The sequence below is a fragment of the Streptomyces piniterrae genome (genome assembly GCF_005048155.1).
Taxonomy (GTDB): domain Bacteria; phylum Actinomycetota; class Actinomycetes; order Streptomycetales; family Streptomycetaceae; genus Streptomyces; species Streptomyces piniterrae.
The window spans coordinates 211074-228751 of sequence record NZ_SUMB01000008.1 but is presented as its reverse complement, the minus strand read 5'-3'; the positions used below and the strand labels follow the sequence as shown (position 1 = coordinate 228751).

The following is a 17678-nucleotide window of genomic DNA, read 5'->3' as shown; positions in this document are numbered from 1 at the left end:
CATAGGCCACGGAGCGTGTGTCCGCCCCCTCCGCACCGGCGCGCCGGACCAGCCCCCTTCCCCGCCCCCGTTCCCTCCGACACACAGACGGGCACATGGCCAGATAATCGCGCAAACGGGCCCGGGGTCGCGGGATCTCAGGCCCCCGCCGGCGCCCCAAGCCCCGAACGGCCCAGCCCCGCCGCCCTGGGCCGGGCCCCGGCTCCCTTCACAACGGCGCCTCCCACGTCACCATCGTTCCGGCGCCCTCGTCGCCCAGCCCGGGGCCGTAGGTGCTCGAACCCCCCAGGGATTCCGCCCGCTTCGCGAGGTTCCTCAGACCGCTGCGGCGGCCGCCCTCGGGGATGCCGGTACCGTCGTCCGCGACGGTCAGCCGTACGCCGTCGGTGCCGTCCGGCAGGGTGACCGTCGAGTCGACGACGACCTCGATCCGGGATGCCCGGGCGTGCCGGAAGGCGTTCGACAGCGCCTCGCGCAGCGCGGCGATCAGGTTCTTGCCGGTCAGCTCGCCGACACGGGAGTCGACCGGGCCGACGAACTGCGCCGACGGCTGGAAGCCGAGCGGTACGGCGGCGGTGCCGATCTCGCGCAGCACCCGGGTGCGCAGCCCGGACGGCGCCTCGGCCGGCCCCTGCTGGAGCGCGAAGATCGCGGTCCGGATCTCCTGGATGGTGATGTCCAGTTCGTCGACGGCTCTGCCGATCCCCTCGTTCACCTCCGGGACGACGGCCCTGCGTTGCGCGGTCTCCAGCATCATCCCGGTCGCGAACAGCCGCTGGATGACGAGATCGTGCAGGTCACGGGCGATCCGGTCGCGGTCCTCGTACACCGCGAGCCGCTCCCGGTCGCGCTGCGCGTCGGCCAGCACCAGGGCCAGCGCGGCCTGTGCCGCGAACTGGGTGGCCATCGTCCGCTCGGCGCCGGTGAACGGGCTGGCGCCCCGCACACGTGGCGTCGCGAGGGTGCCCAGCACCCGGCCGCCGCTCTTGAGCGGCAGCATCATGCTCGGGCCGAAGCGCGGTGCGATGGCCGTGACCATGCGGGGGTCGGTGGCCGAGTCGTCGACGAACACCGGCTCCCCGGCGAGGAGTTGCTCGGACACCGGGCTGTCGGGCGGAATCCGTGTGCCCATGATCCCGGTGGGGTCGTCCGCCGACACCGCGACGATCTCCAGACCGCCCTCGTCGTCGGGCAGCAGCACGATGCCGGCCGCCGAGTCCGCCAGCTTCCGCGCCTGTTCGGCGACGACCGCGAGCGCGTCGTCGACATCGCTGCCCGCGAGGAGTTCGGTGGTCACCGCCACCGAGCCGTCGATCCAGCGCTCGCGCTGCCGGGTCGCCGCGTACAGGCGGGCGTTGCCGATCGCGATGCCCGCCTCGGTGGCGAGGATCCGCACCATGTGCAGGTCCTCCTCGCTGAACTCCCCGCCGCCGCGCTTCTCCGTCAGATAGAGATTGCCGAAGATCTCGCCCTGGACCCGGATCGGCACTCCCAGGAACGTCCGCATCGGGGGATGCCCCGGCGGGAATCCGGCCGAGCGCGGATCCTGCGTGAGGTCGGCCAGGCGCAGCGGCTTCGGGTCGTGGATGAGCGCCCCGAGCAGGCCCTTGTGGCCGTCGGGCAGGGCGCCGATCCGCTCGTGGTCCCGCCCGGTGACGCCGTACGTCACAAAGTCGGCCAGCCCCTCGCGGGCGTCGTCGATGATCCCGATCGCGGCATAGCGGGCGTCGGCGAGCTCGGCCGCGGTCTGCACGATCCGGTCGAGGGTGATGTGCAGATCCAGTCCCGCGCCGACGGACCGCATCGCCTCCAGCAGTTGCGGCACCCGGGCGGTCAACTCGGCGGACAGGCCCTGAAGGCTGCGGGTGGCCTCGGTGGCGGCGGCCATGGGGTCGCGGCGGGTGCCGTCGCTTTCCACGTCGAGGACATCGGGCCCCACGCCGGTGCGTCCCTCATCGCCGGGGTCCGAGGCGTCGACGGGGTCCGAGGCGTCGACGGGGGCTGAGGATCCTTCCGTGGCTGCCATGGCCCGAGCCTAATAAGCGACCATTTCCGGTGAAAGTTCAGTTTTGCGAGCTCCGGTTCCGCCGTACGCCGCGTCCACCGCCCGCTCGCGCTCCAGCATCCGCCGGAACGGGCCGTCGGCCGCCGCCAGCTCCGCGTATCCGCCGTGCTGCACGGCCCGCCCGCGGTCCAGGACCAGCACCTGGTCGACCGTGTCGAGACCGGTGAGCCGGTGGGTGATCAGCACCGTCGTACGGCCCTCGGTCGCGGCCAGCAGATCGGCGGTCAGCGCGTCCGCGGTGGCCAGATCGAGGTGCTCGGCGGGCTCGTCCAGGACGAGCACCGGGAAGTCCGCGAGCAGCGCACGCGCCAGTGCCAGCCGTTGGCGCTGGCCACCGGACAGCCGCGCGCCGTGTTCACCGACCATGGTGTCCAGCCTGTCGGGCAGCCCGCGCACCCAGTCCGCCAGGCGCGCCCGGTCAAGCGCGGCCCACAACGCGTCGTCGGCGGCACCAGGACGGGCGAGCCGCAGGTTCTCCCGCAGCGAGCTGTCGAAGATATGCGCGTCCTGCGCGCACAGCCCCACCAGCCGCCGGACCGCGTCTCCGTCCACCGCCTGTGCATCCGTCCCGTCCAGCGTGTACGTCCCCGCCTCCCGGTCCAGGAACCGCAGCAGCACCTGCGCGAGCGTGGTCTTGCCGGAGCCGGACGAGCCGACGACGGCAAGCCGGTGACCGGGTGTCAGGGTGAAGCCGACACCGTCCAGCGCCGGCTCGGTCTGGCCGGGGTGGCGTGCCGTCAGATCGCTTACGACCAGCGGGAACGGTGCGTCGGGAGCGGCTTCCGGCGCGTCCGGTTCGCGGACCGGCGCCGGGGAGTCCAGCACCTCGAAGATTCGCTCGGCGGCGCGCCGGGTGCGGTGGCGGTACTGGACGGCCAGCGGCAGCCCGGTCACCGCCTCGAACGCGGCGAGCGGCGTGAGGACGACGACGGCCAGCGCCACGCCGTCCAGCCGCCCGTCGTGCACCGCCTGCACACCCGCCACCGCCGCCGCGGCGACGGTCAGCCCGCACAGCAGCGCCGAGAGCCCGGCACCGATCCCGGCCGCGGCGGCCGAGCGGGAAGCGATCCGGGTCAGTTCACGGTCCGCGCGCCGCGCCGCGTCCGTACGGGCCGCGAGGGCACCGGCGACCGTCAACTCGGCCGTGCCGGTGAGCAGATCGACGACCCGGGTGGAGAGCACTCCGCGGGCCGGTGCCAACTGCCCATCCGCGCGCCGGGCCAGCGCACCCGAGAGCGCCGGCACACCCGCGCCCGCCAGCATCAGTCCGGCCGCGAGAATCGCACCGGCCTCCGGCAGCAGCCATCCGGTGAAGCCGACGGCGCCCGCGCCGACCAGCAGCGCCGCCCCGACGGGCAGCAGCCAGCGCAGGAAGTGGTCCTGCACCGCGTCGACATCCGCCACCAGCCGCGACAGCAGATCGCCACGGCTGCGCTCCTTGAGGCCGGCCGGCGCGAGCCGCTCCAGCCGCCGGAAGACGGCGACGCGTACATCGGCGAGCATCCGGAACACCGCATCGTGGGCGACGAGCCGCTCGGCGTACCGGAAGACCGCGCGCCCGATGCCGAACGCCCTGGTCGCGGTCACCGCCACCATCAGATACAGCACCGGCGGCTGTTCCGAGGCCCGTGAGATCAGCCAGCCGGACGTCGCCATCAGGCCCACCGCGCTGCCCAGCGCGAGGCTCCCGAGCAGCAGCGCCAGTGCGAACCGGGCGCGTCGGGCGCGGGCCATCCGGCGCAGCCGGGCGAGCGCCGGGCCACGGGTGGGGACGCCTTCGCCCGCATCCGCGGGTACTTCGCCGGGCATGTCCTCGGCCGCGGCGACCGGCGCTTCGCCGTCGTCGCCCCGCACCGCCTCGGCGCCCACCGCGCCCGCTCCCGAGGCCGCTCGCTCCCCCGCCGGCCCGGCCAGCCGCACCGTGCGATCGGCCACCGCCAGCAGCGCCGGCCGGTGTACGACCAGCAGAACCGTACGGCCCACCGCGAGCCGCCGGACGGCCGCCACGATGGCCTCCTCGGTCTCGCCGTCCAGGTTCGCGGTCGGCTCGTCCAGGAGCAGGACCGGGCGGTCGGCGAGGAAGGCGCGGGCGAGCGCGATCCGCTGCCGCTGCCCCGCGGAGAGCCCGGCGCCGGATTCGCCGAGCCGGGTCGCGACGCCGTCGGGGAGCGCGTCGACGAAGTCCAGCGCCCCGGCGTCTTCCAGGGCCGTCCGCACGGCCGCGTCCTCCGCGTCGGGGCGCGCCAGCCGTACGTTCTCGGCGATGGTGCCCGCGAAAAGGTACGGGTGCTGCGGCACCCAGGCGATCCGCTGCCGCCAGCTTTCGGGGGAGAGGGACGCGAGGTCGTCGCCATCGACGAGGACGCGGCCCTCGGACGGCTCGGTGAAGCCGAGCAGCACACTCAGCAGGGTGGATTTGCCGGCGCCGGACGGGCCCACCAGGGCGACCGTCTCACCGGGCCTGACCTCGAAGGACGTCGCGGGGAGCGAGTCGGCGGCGCGTCCGGGATGGCGGACCACCAGCCCGTCGACGGCCAGCGCGGTGCCCTCGGGCGCGGGTGCCGTACCGGGCGTACGCAGCGGCGTTTCCAGCACCGCGAAGATCTCCTCCGCCGCCGCGAGCCCCTCGGCCGCGGCATGGTACTGCGCGCCCACCTGCCGCAGCGGCAGATACGCCTCGGGCGCCAGGACCAGCACCATCAGGCCGGTGGAGAGATCGAGTTCGCCGTGCACCAGGCGCATACCGATACCGACCGCGACCAGGGCGACGGAGATCGTGGCGAGGAGTTCCAGCGCGAACGAGGAGAGGAAGGCGATCCGCAGGGTGCGCAGGGTGGCACGGCGGTACTCACCGGTGATGGAACGGATGGCGGTGGCCTGGGCCTTGGCCCGGCCGAAGACCTTCAGCGTCGGCAGCCCGGACACCACATCCAGGAAGTGCCCCGACAGTCGTGCCAGCAGCTTCCACTGGCGGTCCATCCGTGCCTGGGTGGCCCAGCCGATGAGGACCATGAACAGGGGGATCAGCGGCAGGGTGACGACGATCGTCGCGGCCGAGATCCAGTCGCCGGTGACGATGCGGGCCAGGACGGCGAGGGGCACCACGACCGCCAGCCCGAGCTGCGGCAGATAGCGCGCGAAGTAGTCGTCCAGGGCGTCGATACCGCGGGTGGCGAGGGTGGTGAGATGACCGGTGCGCTGGGTGGCGAGCCAACTGGGCCCCAGCCTTGTGGCCCGCTCCAGCAGCCGCAGCCGCAGCTCGGACTTCGCCGCGGCGCTCGCCCGGTGCGCAGCCAGCTCCGTGAGCCAGGAGACCAGCCCGCGGCCGAGCGAGACCAGGGCGAGCAGGAGGAGTGCGGTGCTCAGTTCACCCGGACCGCGATCGTGCTGGAAGGCACCGACCACGATCTCGGCGATCAGCATGGCCTGGCCGACGACCAGCCCCGCCCCGGCAAGCCCGAGCACCACCACCGCGGCAAGGAAGACACGGGTGGCGCGGGCGTAGCGGAGCAGGCGCGGGTCGATCGGTTTCACGTGAAACATTCCGTCCTGCTGAACCCGACGGAGCGGGCTCAGCTAGTGGGCGTCGGCGATGTGCTGGGTGCCGATCCGCTTGCGGAACACCCAGTACGTCCATCCCTGGTAGAGCAGCACGATCGGTGTGGCGATACCGGCACACCAGGTCATGATCTTCAGGGTGTAGGGGCTGGAGGAGGCGTTGGTGACCGTGAGGTTCCAGCTCTCGTTCAGCGAGGAGGGCATGACGTTCGGGAAGAGCGTGAGGAACAGCATCGCGACCGAGGCGGCGACGGTGATCCCGGAGAAGGCGAACGCCCATCCCTCGCGCCCGAGTTGATTGGCCACCAGCGCCGCGAGCAGTGCGACCACCGCGACGATCATGGCGATCAGGCTGCTGCCGTCCCCCTTGTCGGCCTGGGTCCAGCCCAGGAAGCCGAGCGCGAGCACCGCCGTGATCAGCCCGAGGACGGTCGCCGTGCGGCGCGCCCGTTCCCGGATGTCGCCCAGGGTCTTGAGCGACGCGAACACCGCGCCGTGGAAGGTGAACAGCGTCAGCGTGACCAGACCGCCGAGGACCGCGTACGGGTTCAGCAGGTCGAGCACGCCCCCGACGTATTCCTTGTGCGCGTCGATCTTCACTCCGCGCACGATGTTGCCGAACGCGACGCCCCACAGCACCGCGGGGAGCAGCGAGGTCCAGAAGATCGCCGTCTCCCAGTTCCGCTGCCAGCGCTCCTCGTTCCGCTTGGCGCGGTATTCGAAGGCGACACCGCGCACGATCAGACAGACGAGGATCAGCAGCAGGGGCAGATAGAAGCCGGAGAAGAGAGTCGCGTACCACTCGGGGAAGGCGGCGAAGGTCGCACCGCCCGCGCTGAGCAGCCAGACCTCGTTGCCGTCCCAGACCGGGCCGATGGTGTTGATCAGTACCCGCTTCTCGCGCCGGTCGCGGGCGAGGAGCTTGGTGAGGACGCCGATGCCGAAGTCGAAGCCTTCGAGGAAGAAGTAGCCGACCCAGAGGACGGCGATAAGGACGAACCAGACGTCGTGGAGTTGCACGGTCGCCTCCTAGTACGAGAAGGCCATCGGCCGGTCGGCGTCCTTGGGGTCGCCGCCGATCTTGGTGGGCGGGTTGAGGTCGGACTCGGAGAGCTCCTGGGGTCCGGCCTTGATGTACTTCACCAGCAGCTTGATCTCGACCACGGCGAGCACCGCGTAGAGCGTGGTGAACACGATCATCGAGGTGAGCACCTCGCCCTGCGAGACGCCCGGCGACACCGCGTCGGAGGTGCGCAGCACGCCGTAGACGACCCAGGGCTGACGGCCCATCTCGGTGAAGATCCAGCCCCAGGAGTTCGCGATGAGCGGGAATCCGAGGGTGACGAAGGCCAGCGACCAGTACCACTTGGTGAGTCGGGCGCCGAGCTGCTTGTTCTTGGTGAGCGCGAGCGTGGGTGGTTCCTCGTCGCCCGTCCGCAGCGCCGGCGCCAGCCAGAACTTCTTACGGGTGAGCCAGAGGCCGGCCAGCCCGATGGCGAAGGACGTCATACCGAAGCCGATCATCCAGCGGAAGCCCCAGTAGGCGACGGGGATGTTGGGCCGGTAGTCGCCGGGCCCGAACTGCTGCTGCTCGGACTTGTTGACGTCGTTGATGCCGGGGACCGGCGAGCTGAAGTCGTTGTGGGCGAGGAAGGAGAGAAGTCCGGGGATCTCGATGGCGACCTTGTTGTGGCCCTTGTCGACATCGCCGTAGGCGAAGACGGAGAACGGCGCCGGCTGTTCGGTGTCCCACAGCGCCTCGGCCGCCGCCATCTTCATCGGCTGCTGCTTGAACATGACCTTGCCGAGCTCGTCACCGCTGATCGCGGTGAGCATGCCGGCGATGACCAGGGTGACCAGCCCGAGCCGCAGCGACGTCCGCATGACCGTGACGTGCTTCCTGCGCATCAGGTGGTACGCGGAGATGCCGACCATGAACGCGGCGCCGGTCAGGAAGGCGGCGGTCAGCGTGTGGAAGACGACGACCAGGGTGGTGTCCTGGGTCAGCACCTTCCAGAAGTCGGTCAGCTCGGCACGGCCGTTGGCGGCGTTGTACTTGTAGCCGACCGGGTGCTGCATCCAGGAGTTGGCCGCGAGGATGAAGTAGGCGGACAGGATGGTGCCGATCGAGACCATCCACATGCAGAAGCAGTGGATCTTCTTGGGCAGCTTGTCCCACCCGAAGATCCACAGGCCTATGAAGGTGGACTCGAAGAAGAACGCGATCAGCGCCTCGAAGGCGAGCGGGGCGCCGAAGACGTCACCGACGAACCGCGAGTAGTCGGACCAGTTCATGCCGAACTGGAACTCCTGGACGATGCCGGTGACGACACCCATCGCGATGTTGATCAGAAACAGCTTGCCCCAGAACTTGGTGGCCTTGAGGTACTTCTGCTTGCCCGTTCGCACCCATGCGGTCTCGAGTCCGGCCACCAGAGCGGCGAGGGAGATCGTCAGGGGGACGAACAGGAAGTGGTAGACGGTCGTGATGCCGAATTGCCATCGCGCCAGAGTCTCTGGCGCCAACGCCAGTTCCACGTCGTTCTCTCCTTACGTCGCCGTTGAACTACGGCAGTCGCCCCCTTTGCACCGCACAGAGCGGTACATAGCGGGCGCGCTTGTGAACGCGTTCACATTCACAAGCAATTATCTCCCATGGCCGATCGACCTCTCCCATGGGGGGTGCGTGACCGCGGTCACGCCGGAATCCATGGCCCGCGACCCCTTCCCCCGCGCTTCAACATATTGTTGAATTCGGCGCCATGAAGATACGGATCTCATGGCCCGCAGGGCACCTGACCGCCACCCTCGACGACACCCCGACCGCCGCCGCACTCACCGCCGCACTACCGCTCGGCAGCACCGCCCACACCTGGGGCGAGGAGGTCTACTTCGACACCGGGCTGACGCCCGCGCTGGAGGCCGACGCCCGCCAGGTCGTCGAACCCGGCACGGTCGCCTTCTGGACCGAGGGCAGCGCACTCGCGCTCCCGTACGGTCCGACCCCGATCTCCCGGGGCGACGAGTGCCGCCTCGCCTCCCCGTGCAATGTGCTGGGCCGCGTCGACGGCGATCCGCGGCAGCTCACCACCGTCCGCAGCGGCGACCCCATCCGCGTCGAAAAAGCCTGAGGCCGCAGGTCAGGGACCCACGGCCTCAAGAAGACACGCTCGTCACAGCGCCTTGCGGAACTCCTCCGCGGCCTCCAGGAACAGATCCATCGCCGCGCTCTCGCCGATCGTCACCCGCACGCCCTCACCGGCGAACGGCCGCACGACCACCCCGGCCCGCTCGCACGCCGCCGCGAAGTCCGTCGTACGGTCCCCCAGCCGCAGCCACACGAAGTTGGCCTGCGACTCGGGGACCGTCCAGCCCTGGCCGACCAGGCCCTCGTACACCCGGGCCCGCTCGGTGACCAGCGAGTCGACCCGCTCCAGCAGCGCCGCCTCACTGCGCAGCGAAGCCACCGCCGCGTCCTGCGCCAGCTGGCTCACCCCGAACGGCACCGCCGTCTTGCGCAGCGCGGCGGCCACCGGCTCGTGCGCCACCGCGAAGCCGACCCGCAGCCCCGCCAGGCCGTAGGCCTTGGAGAAGGTCCGCAGCACACACACATTGGGGCGGTCCCGGTAGATCTCGATGCCGTCCGGCACCTCGGGGTCGCGGATGAACTCGCGGTACGCCTCGTCCAGAACGACGAGCACATCGCTCGGCACCCGGTCCAGGAACGACTCCAGCTCGGCACGGCGTACGACGGTGCCGGTGGGGTTGTTGGGGTTGCAGACGAAGATCAGCCGCGTCCGGTCGGTGATCGCGGCGAGCATCGCGTCCAGGTCGTGCACCTCACCCGAGGTCAGCGGCACCTTGACGGATGAGGCCCCGGAGACCTGGGTGATGATCGGGTACGCCTCGAACGACCGCCAGGCGTAGATCACTTCATCGCCGGGCCCGGCCGTCGACTGGATCAGCTGCTGCGCCACACCCACCGACCCGGTACCCGTCGCCAGATGCTCGACCGGCACCGAGAAGTGCTCGGACAGCTCCGCCATCAGACCCGTGCAGGCCATGTCGGGGTAGCGGTTGAACGATCCGGCGGCGCTGACCGCGCTCTCCAGCACACCCGGCAGCGGCGGATAGGGGTTCTCGTTGGAAGACAGCTTGTACGCGGCGGGGCCGTCGGCCGCCGCCGGCCGGCCCGGCTTGTACGTGGGGATGCCGTCCAGCGCAGCACGCAGCTTCGGGGTCTTCTCGCTCACCGCAGGTCCTCCTCGACCGTCCCGCTCGACTCCAATACTGCACACCTTATGAGGATTGCCCCGCCGGGCGTCAGCCCCCTTTCGTAGCCGGACCACGACGCACCGCGACCCCGGCGCACTCTCTCCCACTCGCTCCCGAAACCCCGCGCGCAAGGCCGGAGGGGCGCCCCGGGACCCGGCGCGCGCCGGTGGCGGGCGCCGTGGCGCGCATCCCTCGTGAAGGTGACTTGAGACCTCTTCGAGACCTGGACGGATCGCCAGGTAAGGACAACCAATCTCCCGGTAAACGATCACATCAAACCGCAACTCCCTTCAGTTCAAAGGAGATTGACGGGAGATCACCATGCAGAAACGTACCTTTTAACAAGCGGCGGCGCGCCCCCGCGAATGGCCCTGCCGAGCCCTACTATCGGCTCGCCATGACAGCAGCAGGGAAGCACCAGGTGAGCCGGTCGACGGGTCGCCGGCTGGGGCGGGCGGGCATCCGGGACGTGGCCGCCGCAGCCGGTGTATCGATCACGACTGTCTCCGACGCGCTCAACGGCAAGGGGCGGCTTCCGGATGCCACCCGTAGCCATGTCCGCGAGGTGGCCGACCGGCTGGGCTACCGCCCGTCCGCAGCCGCCCGCACGCTCCGTACCGGCAAGTCAGGACTCATCGGTCTGACCGTGACCACGTACGGGGATGAACCTTTCACCTTCACCGAATTCGCGTACTTCGCAGAGATGGCCAGAGCCGCCACCTCCGCGGCGCTGGCCCGCGGCTATGCGCTGGTCATCCTCCCCGCGACATCCCGCCACGACGTGTGGTCGAACGTCGCCCTGGACGGCACCGTCGTCATCGACCCCGCCGACGGCGATCCTGTCGTCACCGAACTCGTCCGGCACGGCATCCCCGTCGTCTCCGACGGCCGTCCGGGCGGCACCCTCCCCGTCACCGGCTGGGTCGACAACGACCACGAAGCCGCCGTCCTCGGTCTGCTCGACCACCTCGCCGACGCCGGCGCCCGCCGTATCGGCCTGCTCACCGGCACCACCACCGACACCTACACCCGGCTGTCGACCACCGCTTATCTGCGGTGGTGCGACCGGGTCGGCCAGGATCCGGTGTACGAGTCCTACCCGGCGCACGATCCGTGCGCGGGCGCCATCGCCGCCGACCGGCTGCTGGCCCGCCCGGACCGGCCGGACGCCGTCTACGGACTCTTCGACCCCAACGGCACCGATCTGCTCGCCGCCGCCCGGCGCTACGGACTGCGCGTTCCCGAGGATCTGCTGCTGGTCTGCTGCAGCGAGTCCACCGGCTACGCCACCACCGAGCCGCCCATCACCACCCTGTCCCTCAAGCCGCGCCGCATCGGCACCGCCGTCGTCCAGATCCTCATCGACGCCATCGAGGGACTCGACAACGGCCGGCCCATCGAACAGGTGATACCGACCGATCTGATCGTGCGGACCTCGTCCCAGCGACGGTCCCCACGGACGACCATCAGCCCGCCACGGAGACCCGCGGGTGAGTGATCACGCCCCTGTGGGCAGAGGCCCGGCCGTGCCGGCGGCGGCCGGGCGTCTCCTTGCCGTCAGGAAAAAACTGGGTGATCCAGGGAGAAATCATCCGTGAACGACGGGCACAGTGTGATTGACCACCCCCGGGTGCGTCACAACCCGCGAGCAGCATTCCTATGATGGGCGCACGACACCGCGGACCGCCGTCGACCAGGCAAAGGTCCGAGAGGTGCACGGCGGCGCAACGGTGGAGGGGTCGATGACTCAGGGGGCCAGTCAGGGATCCATGGTGTGGACCATGGCGGGACCAACACCGGCGAGCCCTCCTCCGCCCGGATCGTCCTCCGGCGGGCCCGCCGGACCACCCGCCATGCCGCCGCTCGGTCCGCCGCTCCACCTGCCCGCGGGTCCGCCGACCGCGCCGCCCGGCGCACCTCCCGTGGTGCCGCCGCCCGCCCCGCCGGTCGAGCTCCCCGAGGAGTACACCCCGACCGCGCGCGACCTCCCGGTCATCACCCGTACCGACACCCTCATCGACCGCCCGGCCGCCGACTTCGTGCCGGCGCCCGAGGCCGACTCCGACGCGCCCGAGGGCATGGGCCCGCTGTACGTCGTCGGCGATGTGCACGGCTATTACGACGAGCTGCGCGAGGCGCTCGCCGCCGAAGGGCTGATCGACGCGGACGGCAACTGGGCGGCCGGCAACGCCCGACTGTGGTTCCTCGGCGACTTCACCGACCGCGGCCCGGACGGCATCGGCGTCATCGACCTCGTCATGCAGCTCTCCGCGCAGGCCGCTGCGGCCGGCGGCTACTGCAAGGCCCTGATGGGCAACCACGAACTGCTGCTGCTGGGTGCCAAGCGGTTCGGCGACACCCCCGTCCAGTCCGGCGCCGGCACCGCCTCCTTCCAGGCGGCCTGGCTCCTCAACGGCGGCCAGAAGACCGACATGGACCGCCTGGAGGACCACCACCTGCAGTGGATGGCCCGCCTGGACGCCGTGATGGAAGAGGACGGGCATCTGCTCGTGCACTCCGACACCACCGCCTACCTCGACTACGGCGACTCCATCGAGGCCGTCAACGACACCGTCCACGACGTGCTGACGCGCAGCGACGCCGACGAAGTCTGGGACCTCTTCCGCAAGTTCACCAAGCGCTTCGCCTTCCGCGACGAGTCCGGCTCCCAGGCCGTGCGCGAACTCCTGGACGTCTACGGCGGCCAGCGCGTCGTGCACGGCCACAGCCCGATCCCGTATCTGCTGGGCGAGGTCGGCACGGAGGACGGCGAGGGCGATGGCATCGCCGTCGACGGTCCGCATGTCTACGCCGACGGTCTCGCCATCGCGATGGACGGCGGGATCACGATGGCCGGAAAGCTGCTGGTCGCTCAACTTCCGCTGACTGGCTGAGCGTCCGCGGGGCAGGTGTACGCCAGCCCCGCGGGCGGGCGGCGGACCGTCGGCCGGGGCGGATTCCGGTCGTGGCAGGACTCAAATTCCGCAAACTCCCTGTCACCGCCGGCCGGAGGCGCTCTACCATCGGGCTATCCGTAGCAGGCTCTCCTCCGTTTCCGCCCACCGCCCGGCCACCGCCGGCCGTACGGCCCTACGGAGCATCGGGGGATGCACATGAACAGCGCTCCGCACCTGCTGAACGAGGACCGCGCCGAGTTCGCGCGGATCCTTGATGAGGCGCTGCGTACCGCCGCCCACTGTCCGGACGAGCTCGGCCCCGGCGCGGGAAAGCACCTCAACACCGAGCAGTTGCGCACGATGGCCCTCGGCGCCACCACCGCGATCGCCGCGTGCGCGACGGCCGAATACCAACGGTATGTACAGCTCCGTGCCGAACTGCGGGCGCCGGTGTCCGCCTCGTACGGCTCCGACGCGGGCGTCGAGGTGCAGGACGAGGCGGCCGACGGAAGCCCAGGACCGGCCACGGCCGAGAACGCGGAGGCGACCGGCGCCGGACTGGCCGCCATGGTCGCCGTCCTCGCCCCGGTCCTCGCCGGCATCGCCGCCGTGCTGTTCCTGCTCATCGGCTACGTGCTGCGCACCATCAGCCCCCAACAGGCCGTCGCCCAGCCGTTGATCAGCGTCGGCTGGATCTTCGCCGCGCTGACCGCCGTGGGTGCCTTCGTCGCCATGGTCTGCCTCGTCATCACCGCCGTGCGCAACGGCTCCTCCGCCCGGTCCGGCAGAGCGGACGAACTGGCGGAGGAGCTGGACCGTGCCCACGAGGCCTGGCGGGACGCCCTCCTGGAACGCGGGCTGCTGCCGTTCCTCAGCGAGGCCCTCACCGACCCGGCCGCCGCCCCGGACGACGACTACGTTCCCCGCCGCACCCCCGCGCCCGAAAACCGCATTCCCACCCTCGGCTACACCCGCCCCGAATTCACCAGCCCCGAGAGCGGCCCCGCGGCCCCCCGCCCCCGCTACTCCAGCCCGGACTTCACCAGCCCGGATTACGGGGGGCCCGATCACGGGGCGGAGTAGGGCGGCCGCGCGGCCCTCGGCGCGGCCGCGGTGCCCCGCTACAGCCCGGCCAGGTTGTCCGTCAGATCGTCGAGGCCGAAGGATCCCTGGGCGAGCGCCTTCATATGCCAGGACTTGAGGTCGAACGCGGCGCCGTGCCTGCGCCGGGCCGCTTCGCGGCCCTGCAGCCAGGCGCGTTCGCCGAGTTTGTAGCCGATGGCCTGGCCGGGCCAGCCGAGGTAGCGGTTGATCTCGCCGTTGCGTCGCTCGGTGGGGCTGCCGTGGTGAGCGGCCATGAACGCGGTGGCCAGCTCCGGCGTCCAGCGTTCGCCGGGGTGGAAGCCGGCGTCGGCCGGGATGGCGAGGCGCAGGTGCATACCGATGTCGATGATCACCCGGATGATCCGCAGCATCTGTTTGTCCAGGTAGCCGAGCCGGCGGCCGGGGTCGGTGTGGAAGCCCAGTTCGTCCATGAGGCGTTCGGCGTACAGCGCCCAGCCTTCGGTGTTGGCGGTGACCTTGCCCAGGGTGACCCGGTAGCGGCCGAGCCGGTCGGCGGCCGCGACCCACTGGGCGAGCTGCAGATGGTGCCCCGGGACGCCCTCGTGGTACCAGGTGCTGACGATCTGCCAGGTCGGGAACGTCTGCCGGCCGAGGGTCGGGAGGTAGGTGCGGCCGGGGCGGCTGAAGTCGAGGCTGGGGCCCGAGTAGTGCGGAGCCGTGGAGCTTCCCGGCGGTGCGATACAGGATTCGACGTTGCGGAGGGGGCCGGAGATGTCGAAGTGGCGGCCGTCGAGAGCGTCGATCGCCTCGTCCATGATCTGCTGCAACCAGTCGCGGATCGCCTCCTCACCCTTGATCACGTGCCCATGGGTGTCGAGGTGGTGCATGGCTTCGAGGACGGTCGACTCCGGCAGGACGCGTTCGGCCTCGGTCCGCATCTCGGCGGCCGTCCGGTGGAATTCGTCCCAGGCCCATGCGTAGGCGTCGTTCACGTCGAGGTCGGCGCCGGTGGCGTGGCGGGCGGCGCGCAGATAGCGCTCGCGGCCGACGGCGTCCGGGATCCCCGCCCCGGCGGGAACGTACGTGTCCCGCAGCCAGTTGCGGAACTCGGCGACGGCGGCGGTGGCCTTGCGGGCCGCGGCGTCCAGTTCGGGACGCAGCCGGTCGGGGCCGCCCGCGGCGAAGTCGGCGAACCAGCCGGGGCCGCCAGTGTTCCGCGCGGTCCAGGCGTCGAGCTGGCCGATCACCGCGAGGGCCTGTCGGGGAGCGGAGAGCAGGCCACGGGAGATCCCCTCGGCGAGCGTGGCCCGGTATCCGTCCAGCGCGCCCGGCAGGTTGCGCAGTCGTCCGGCCACCGCCTCCCAGTGCTCATCGGTGTCCGTGGGCATCAGGGTGAAGATCTGGCGGAGCCGGTGAATGGGCGCGCTGACATTGCGCAGTTGGCGGAAGTTGTCACCGGCGTCGTGCACGGCGAGCTCTGCGGTGAGCCGCTCCCGCAGCAGCCTGGCCCCGGCCTGTTCCTCCGGTGTCTCGGCGGCGGGGGCGGCGTCGAGAGCGGCGAGGGTACGGCGGCCGAGTTCGGCGAGGGCCTCGAAGCCCTCGGGCGACAGGTCCGGCATCCGGTCGTCCCCGGGGTGCAACCCCAGCCGCTCCGAGGTCATCGGATCCAGAGCGGCGACCTGTGCCACGTACTCATCGGCTATACGGCGAGGTGAGAGCGGTACGGGCGGTGAGATCAGGTGATCTGACATGCGGTCATGGTGGCCCACCGCCGGCCGGTGCGGCAGTACGCCTACCGGCCAGGCGCGGGCCCCGGCGTACGCGGCGGAGCGTCCCCCGGGCCCGTGCGCCGCTGCCCCGGAAACGCGTTCCGGGACAGCGCGGCGCGGTCGGCTCAGTCGGCCATCGGCAGGTACACCCGGTTCCCGCTCGCCGCGAACTCCTTGGACTTCTCCAGCATTCCGGCCTCGATCTCCTCGTCGCTGGCCGGGCCGGCCAGGTCCGGGGCGAACTGTTCGGTGATGCTGCGGCTGATCTTCATCGAGCAGAACTTCGGGCCGCACATCGAGCAGAAATGCGCCGTCTTCGCCGGTTCGGCCGGCAGCGTCTCGTCGTGGAAGGCGCGGGCGGTGTCCGGGTCGAGGGCCAGGTTGAACTGGTCCTCCCAGCGGAACTCGAAGCGGGCGTCGGAGAGCGCGTCGTCCCACTCCTGCGCGCCCGGGTGCCCCTTGGCCAGATCCGCCGCATGGGCCGCGATCTTGTACGTGATGACGCCGGTCTTGACGTCGTCGCGGTCCGGCAGGCCCAGGTGCTCCTTGGGCGTGACGTAGCAGAGCATCGCGGTGCCCCACCAAGCGATCATCGCGGCACCGATACCCGAGGTGATGTGGTCGTAGGCGGGCGCGATGTCGGTGGTGAGCGGGCCGAGCGTGTAGAACGGGGCCTCTTCGCAGATCTCCTGCTGGAGGTCGATGTTCTCCTTGATCTTGTGCATCGGGACATGTCCCGGGCCCTCGATCATCGTCTGGACGCCGTGCCGCTTGGCGATGGTGTTCAGCTCGCCGAGCGTCCGCAGCTCCGCGAACTGCGCCTCGTCGTTGGCGTCCGCGATGGAGCCGGGACGCAGTCCGTCGCCCAGGGAGTACGTCACGTCGTAGGAGGCGAGGATCTCGCAGAGCTCCTCGAAGTGCGTGTAGAGGAAGGACTCCTTGTGGTGCGCGAGGCACCACGCGGCCATGATCGAGCCACCGCGCGAGACGATGCCGGTCTTGCGGCGGGCCGTGAGGGGGACATAGCGGAGCAGCACACCGGCGTGCACCGTCATGTAGTCGACGCCCTGTTCGGCCTGCTCGATGACCGTGTCCTTGTAGATCTCCCAGGTCAGCTCCTCGGCCTTGCCGTCGACCTTCTCCAGCGCCTGGTAGAGGGGGACGGTGCCGATGGGGACGGGGGAGTTGCGCAGCACCCACTCGCGGGTGGTGTGGATGTTGCGGCCGGTCGAGAGGTCCATGACCGTGTCGGCGCCCCAGCGGGTCGCCCAGGTCATCTTCTCCACCTCCTCCTCGATGGAGGAGGTGACGGCGGAGTTGCCGATGTTGGCGTTCACCTTCACCAGGAAGTTCTTGCCGATGATCATCGGCTCGATCTCCGGGTGGTTGACGTTGGCGGGGAGCACCGCGCGCCCGGCGGCGATCTCGTCGCGGACGAACTCGGGCGAGACGTTCTCGCGGATGGCGACGTACTCCATCTCCGCGGTGATCTCGCCGCGCCGGGCGTAGGCGAGCTGGGTGACCGCGCCGCCGTCCCGGCCGCGGCGCGGCTGACGGGGGCGACCGGGGAAGACCGCATCGAGGTTCTTGAGGCCGCCGCGCGGCGAGGTGTGCTTGAGGCCGTCGTCCTCGGGGCGCATCGGGCGGCCCGCGTACTCCTCGGTGTCGCCGCGGGCGATGATCCAGTTCTCGCGCAGCGGGGCGAGACCGCGACGGACGTCGGTTTCGATATTGGGGTCGGTGTACGGCCCTGACGTGTCGTAGAGCGTCACGTCCTTGCCGTTGGTGAGGTGCACCTTCCGGACGGGGACCCGAAGGTCGGGGCGCGATCCGGAGACATAGCCCTTGTGCCAGCCGATCTTCGGCTCCGTGCCGTCGGTCGGCACACCCGCGGGCTCTGCCCGCTGATCAGGCACAGAAGGCGTGCGTGCATCCTGCAGAGTCATAAGACCCAACTCCCTACGCCGGCATTACCCGGTAACAGGTTCGGCGGTCGACGCAGCCGCTTCCATCCGTCGATGTTCCACGTGAAACATCGCTGGGATGAAG

Annotated in this window: 11 protein-coding genes; 4 read left to right on the top strand and 7 right to left on the bottom strand. The window is 70.7% G+C overall.

Annotation, left to right across the window (positions count from 1 at the left end; all coding sequences use genetic code 11):
* Window positions 1–208: 208 nt before the first annotated feature.
* The 4 genes from FCH28_RS23370 to FCH28_RS23355 form a co-directional block, all read right to left on the bottom strand.
* On the bottom strand, window positions 209–1888 hold the full coding sequence (locus tag FCH28_RS23370; RefSeq protein ID WP_136742217.1) for a sensor histidine kinase: 1680 nt from the start codon (window positions 1886–1888) through the stop codon (window positions 209–211).
* A gap of 147 nt (window positions 1889–2035) precedes the next feature.
* Window positions 2036–5599: a thiol reductant ABC exporter subunit CydD gene (cydD, locus tag FCH28_RS23365; protein WP_136742064.1), complete on the bottom strand. Its 3564-nt coding sequence runs from the start codon at window positions 5597–5599 to the stop codon at window positions 2036–2038.
* Window positions 5600–5641: 42 nt separating this feature from the next.
* Window positions 5642–6643, bottom strand: coding sequence for a cytochrome d ubiquinol oxidase subunit II (gene cydB, locus FCH28_RS23360; RefSeq protein ID WP_136742063.1), 1002 nt, complete (start codon window positions 6641–6643; stop codon window positions 5642–5644).
* Between the two features lie 9 nt (window positions 6644–6652).
* Window positions 6653–8161, bottom strand: coding sequence for a cytochrome ubiquinol oxidase subunit I (locus tag FCH28_RS23355; RefSeq protein WP_136742062.1), 1509 nt, complete (start codon window positions 8159–8161; stop codon window positions 6653–6655).
* Window positions 8162–8385: 224 nt separating this feature from the next.
* Here FCH28_RS23355 and FCH28_RS23350 point away from each other — a divergent pair, with 224 nt between their 5' ends.
* Window positions 8386–8754 carry a cyclophilin-like fold protein gene (locus FCH28_RS23350; RefSeq protein WP_136742061.1) on the top strand — a complete coding sequence of 123 codons (369 nt, stop codon included), beginning with the start codon at window positions 8386–8388 and terminating at the stop codon, window positions 8752–8754.
* Between the two features lie 42 nt (window positions 8755–8796).
* Here the strand turns inward: FCH28_RS23350 and hisC are convergent, their stop codons facing one another.
* Window positions 8797–9876: a histidinol-phosphate transaminase gene (hisC, locus tag FCH28_RS23345; protein WP_136742060.1), complete on the bottom strand. Its 1080-nt coding sequence runs from the start codon at window positions 9874–9876 to the stop codon at window positions 8797–8799.
* Between the two features lie 419 nt (window positions 9877–10295).
* Here hisC and FCH28_RS23340 point away from each other — a divergent pair, with 419 nt between their 5' ends.
* The 3 genes from FCH28_RS23340 (at window position 10296) to FCH28_RS23330 (ending at window position 13878) form a co-directional block, all read left to right on the top strand.
* Window positions 10296–11396 (top strand): LacI family DNA-binding transcriptional regulator, encoded by a 1101-nt coding sequence (locus FCH28_RS23340; RefSeq protein WP_136742059.1) that lies wholly within the window; start codon window positions 10296–10298, stop codon window positions 11394–11396.
* A 271-nt stretch (window positions 11397–11667) separates the two neighbouring features.
* Window positions 11668–12792 (top strand): metallophosphoesterase, encoded by a 1125-nt coding sequence (locus FCH28_RS23335; protein ID WP_169314233.1) that lies wholly within the window; start codon window positions 11668–11670, stop codon window positions 12790–12792.
* Between the two features lie 213 nt (window positions 12793–13005).
* The gene (locus tag FCH28_RS23330; protein ID WP_136742057.1) at window positions 13006–13878 is read left to right on the top strand and encodes a G protein-coupled receptor family protein; all 873 of its coding nucleotides are present in this window, start codon (window positions 13006–13008) and stop codon (window positions 13876–13878) included.
* Window positions 13879–13916: 38 nt separating this feature from the next.
* On the opposite strand, the gene FCH28_RS23325 is transcribed toward FCH28_RS23330, so the two are convergent.
* Together FCH28_RS23325 and thiC are read right to left on the bottom strand one after the other, a co-directional pair.
* Window positions 13917–15611 (bottom strand): DUF885 domain-containing protein, encoded by a 1695-nt coding sequence (locus tag FCH28_RS23325; RefSeq protein ID WP_136742056.1) that lies wholly within the window; start codon window positions 15609–15611, stop codon window positions 13917–13919.
* Between the two features lie 143 nt (window positions 15612–15754).
* Complete coding sequence (thiC, locus tag FCH28_RS23320) at window positions 15755–17575, bottom strand: phosphomethylpyrimidine synthase ThiC (protein WP_246103095.1); 1821 nt, start codon at window positions 17573–17575, stop codon at window positions 15755–15757.
* Between the last annotated feature and the right edge of the window lie 103 nt (window positions 17576–17678).

What these genes read in the sequence shown, in the direction of transcription:
- FCH28_RS23370 (WP_136742217.1), bottom strand. Translation starts at nt 1,888, where the DNA reads ATGGCCGCCGCCACCGAGGCCACCCGCAGCCTTCAGGGCCTGTCCGCC.
- FCH28_RS23350 (WP_136742061.1), top strand. Translation starts at nt 8,386, where the DNA reads ATGAAGATACGGATCTCATGGCCCGCAGGGCACCTGACCGCCACCCTC.
- FCH28_RS23340 (WP_136742059.1), top strand. Translation starts at nt 10,296, where the DNA reads ATGACAGCAGCAGGGAAGCACCAGGTGAGCCGGTCGACGGGTCGCCGG.
- FCH28_RS23330 (WP_136742057.1), top strand. Translation starts at nt 13,006, where the DNA reads ATGCACATGAACAGCGCTCCGCACCTGCTGAACGAGGACCGCGCCGAG.
- FCH28_RS23335 (WP_169314233.1), top strand. Translation starts at nt 11,668, where the DNA reads ATGGTGTGGACCATGGCGGGACCAACACCGGCGAGCCCTCCTCCGCCC.
- FCH28_RS23325 (WP_136742056.1), bottom strand. Translation starts at nt 15,611, where the DNA reads ATGTCAGATCACCTGATCTCACCGCCCGTACCGCTCTCACCTCGCCGT.
- thiC (WP_246103095.1), bottom strand. Translation starts at nt 17,575, where the DNA reads ATGACTCTGCAGGATGCACGCACGCCTTCTGTGCCTGATCAGCGGGCA.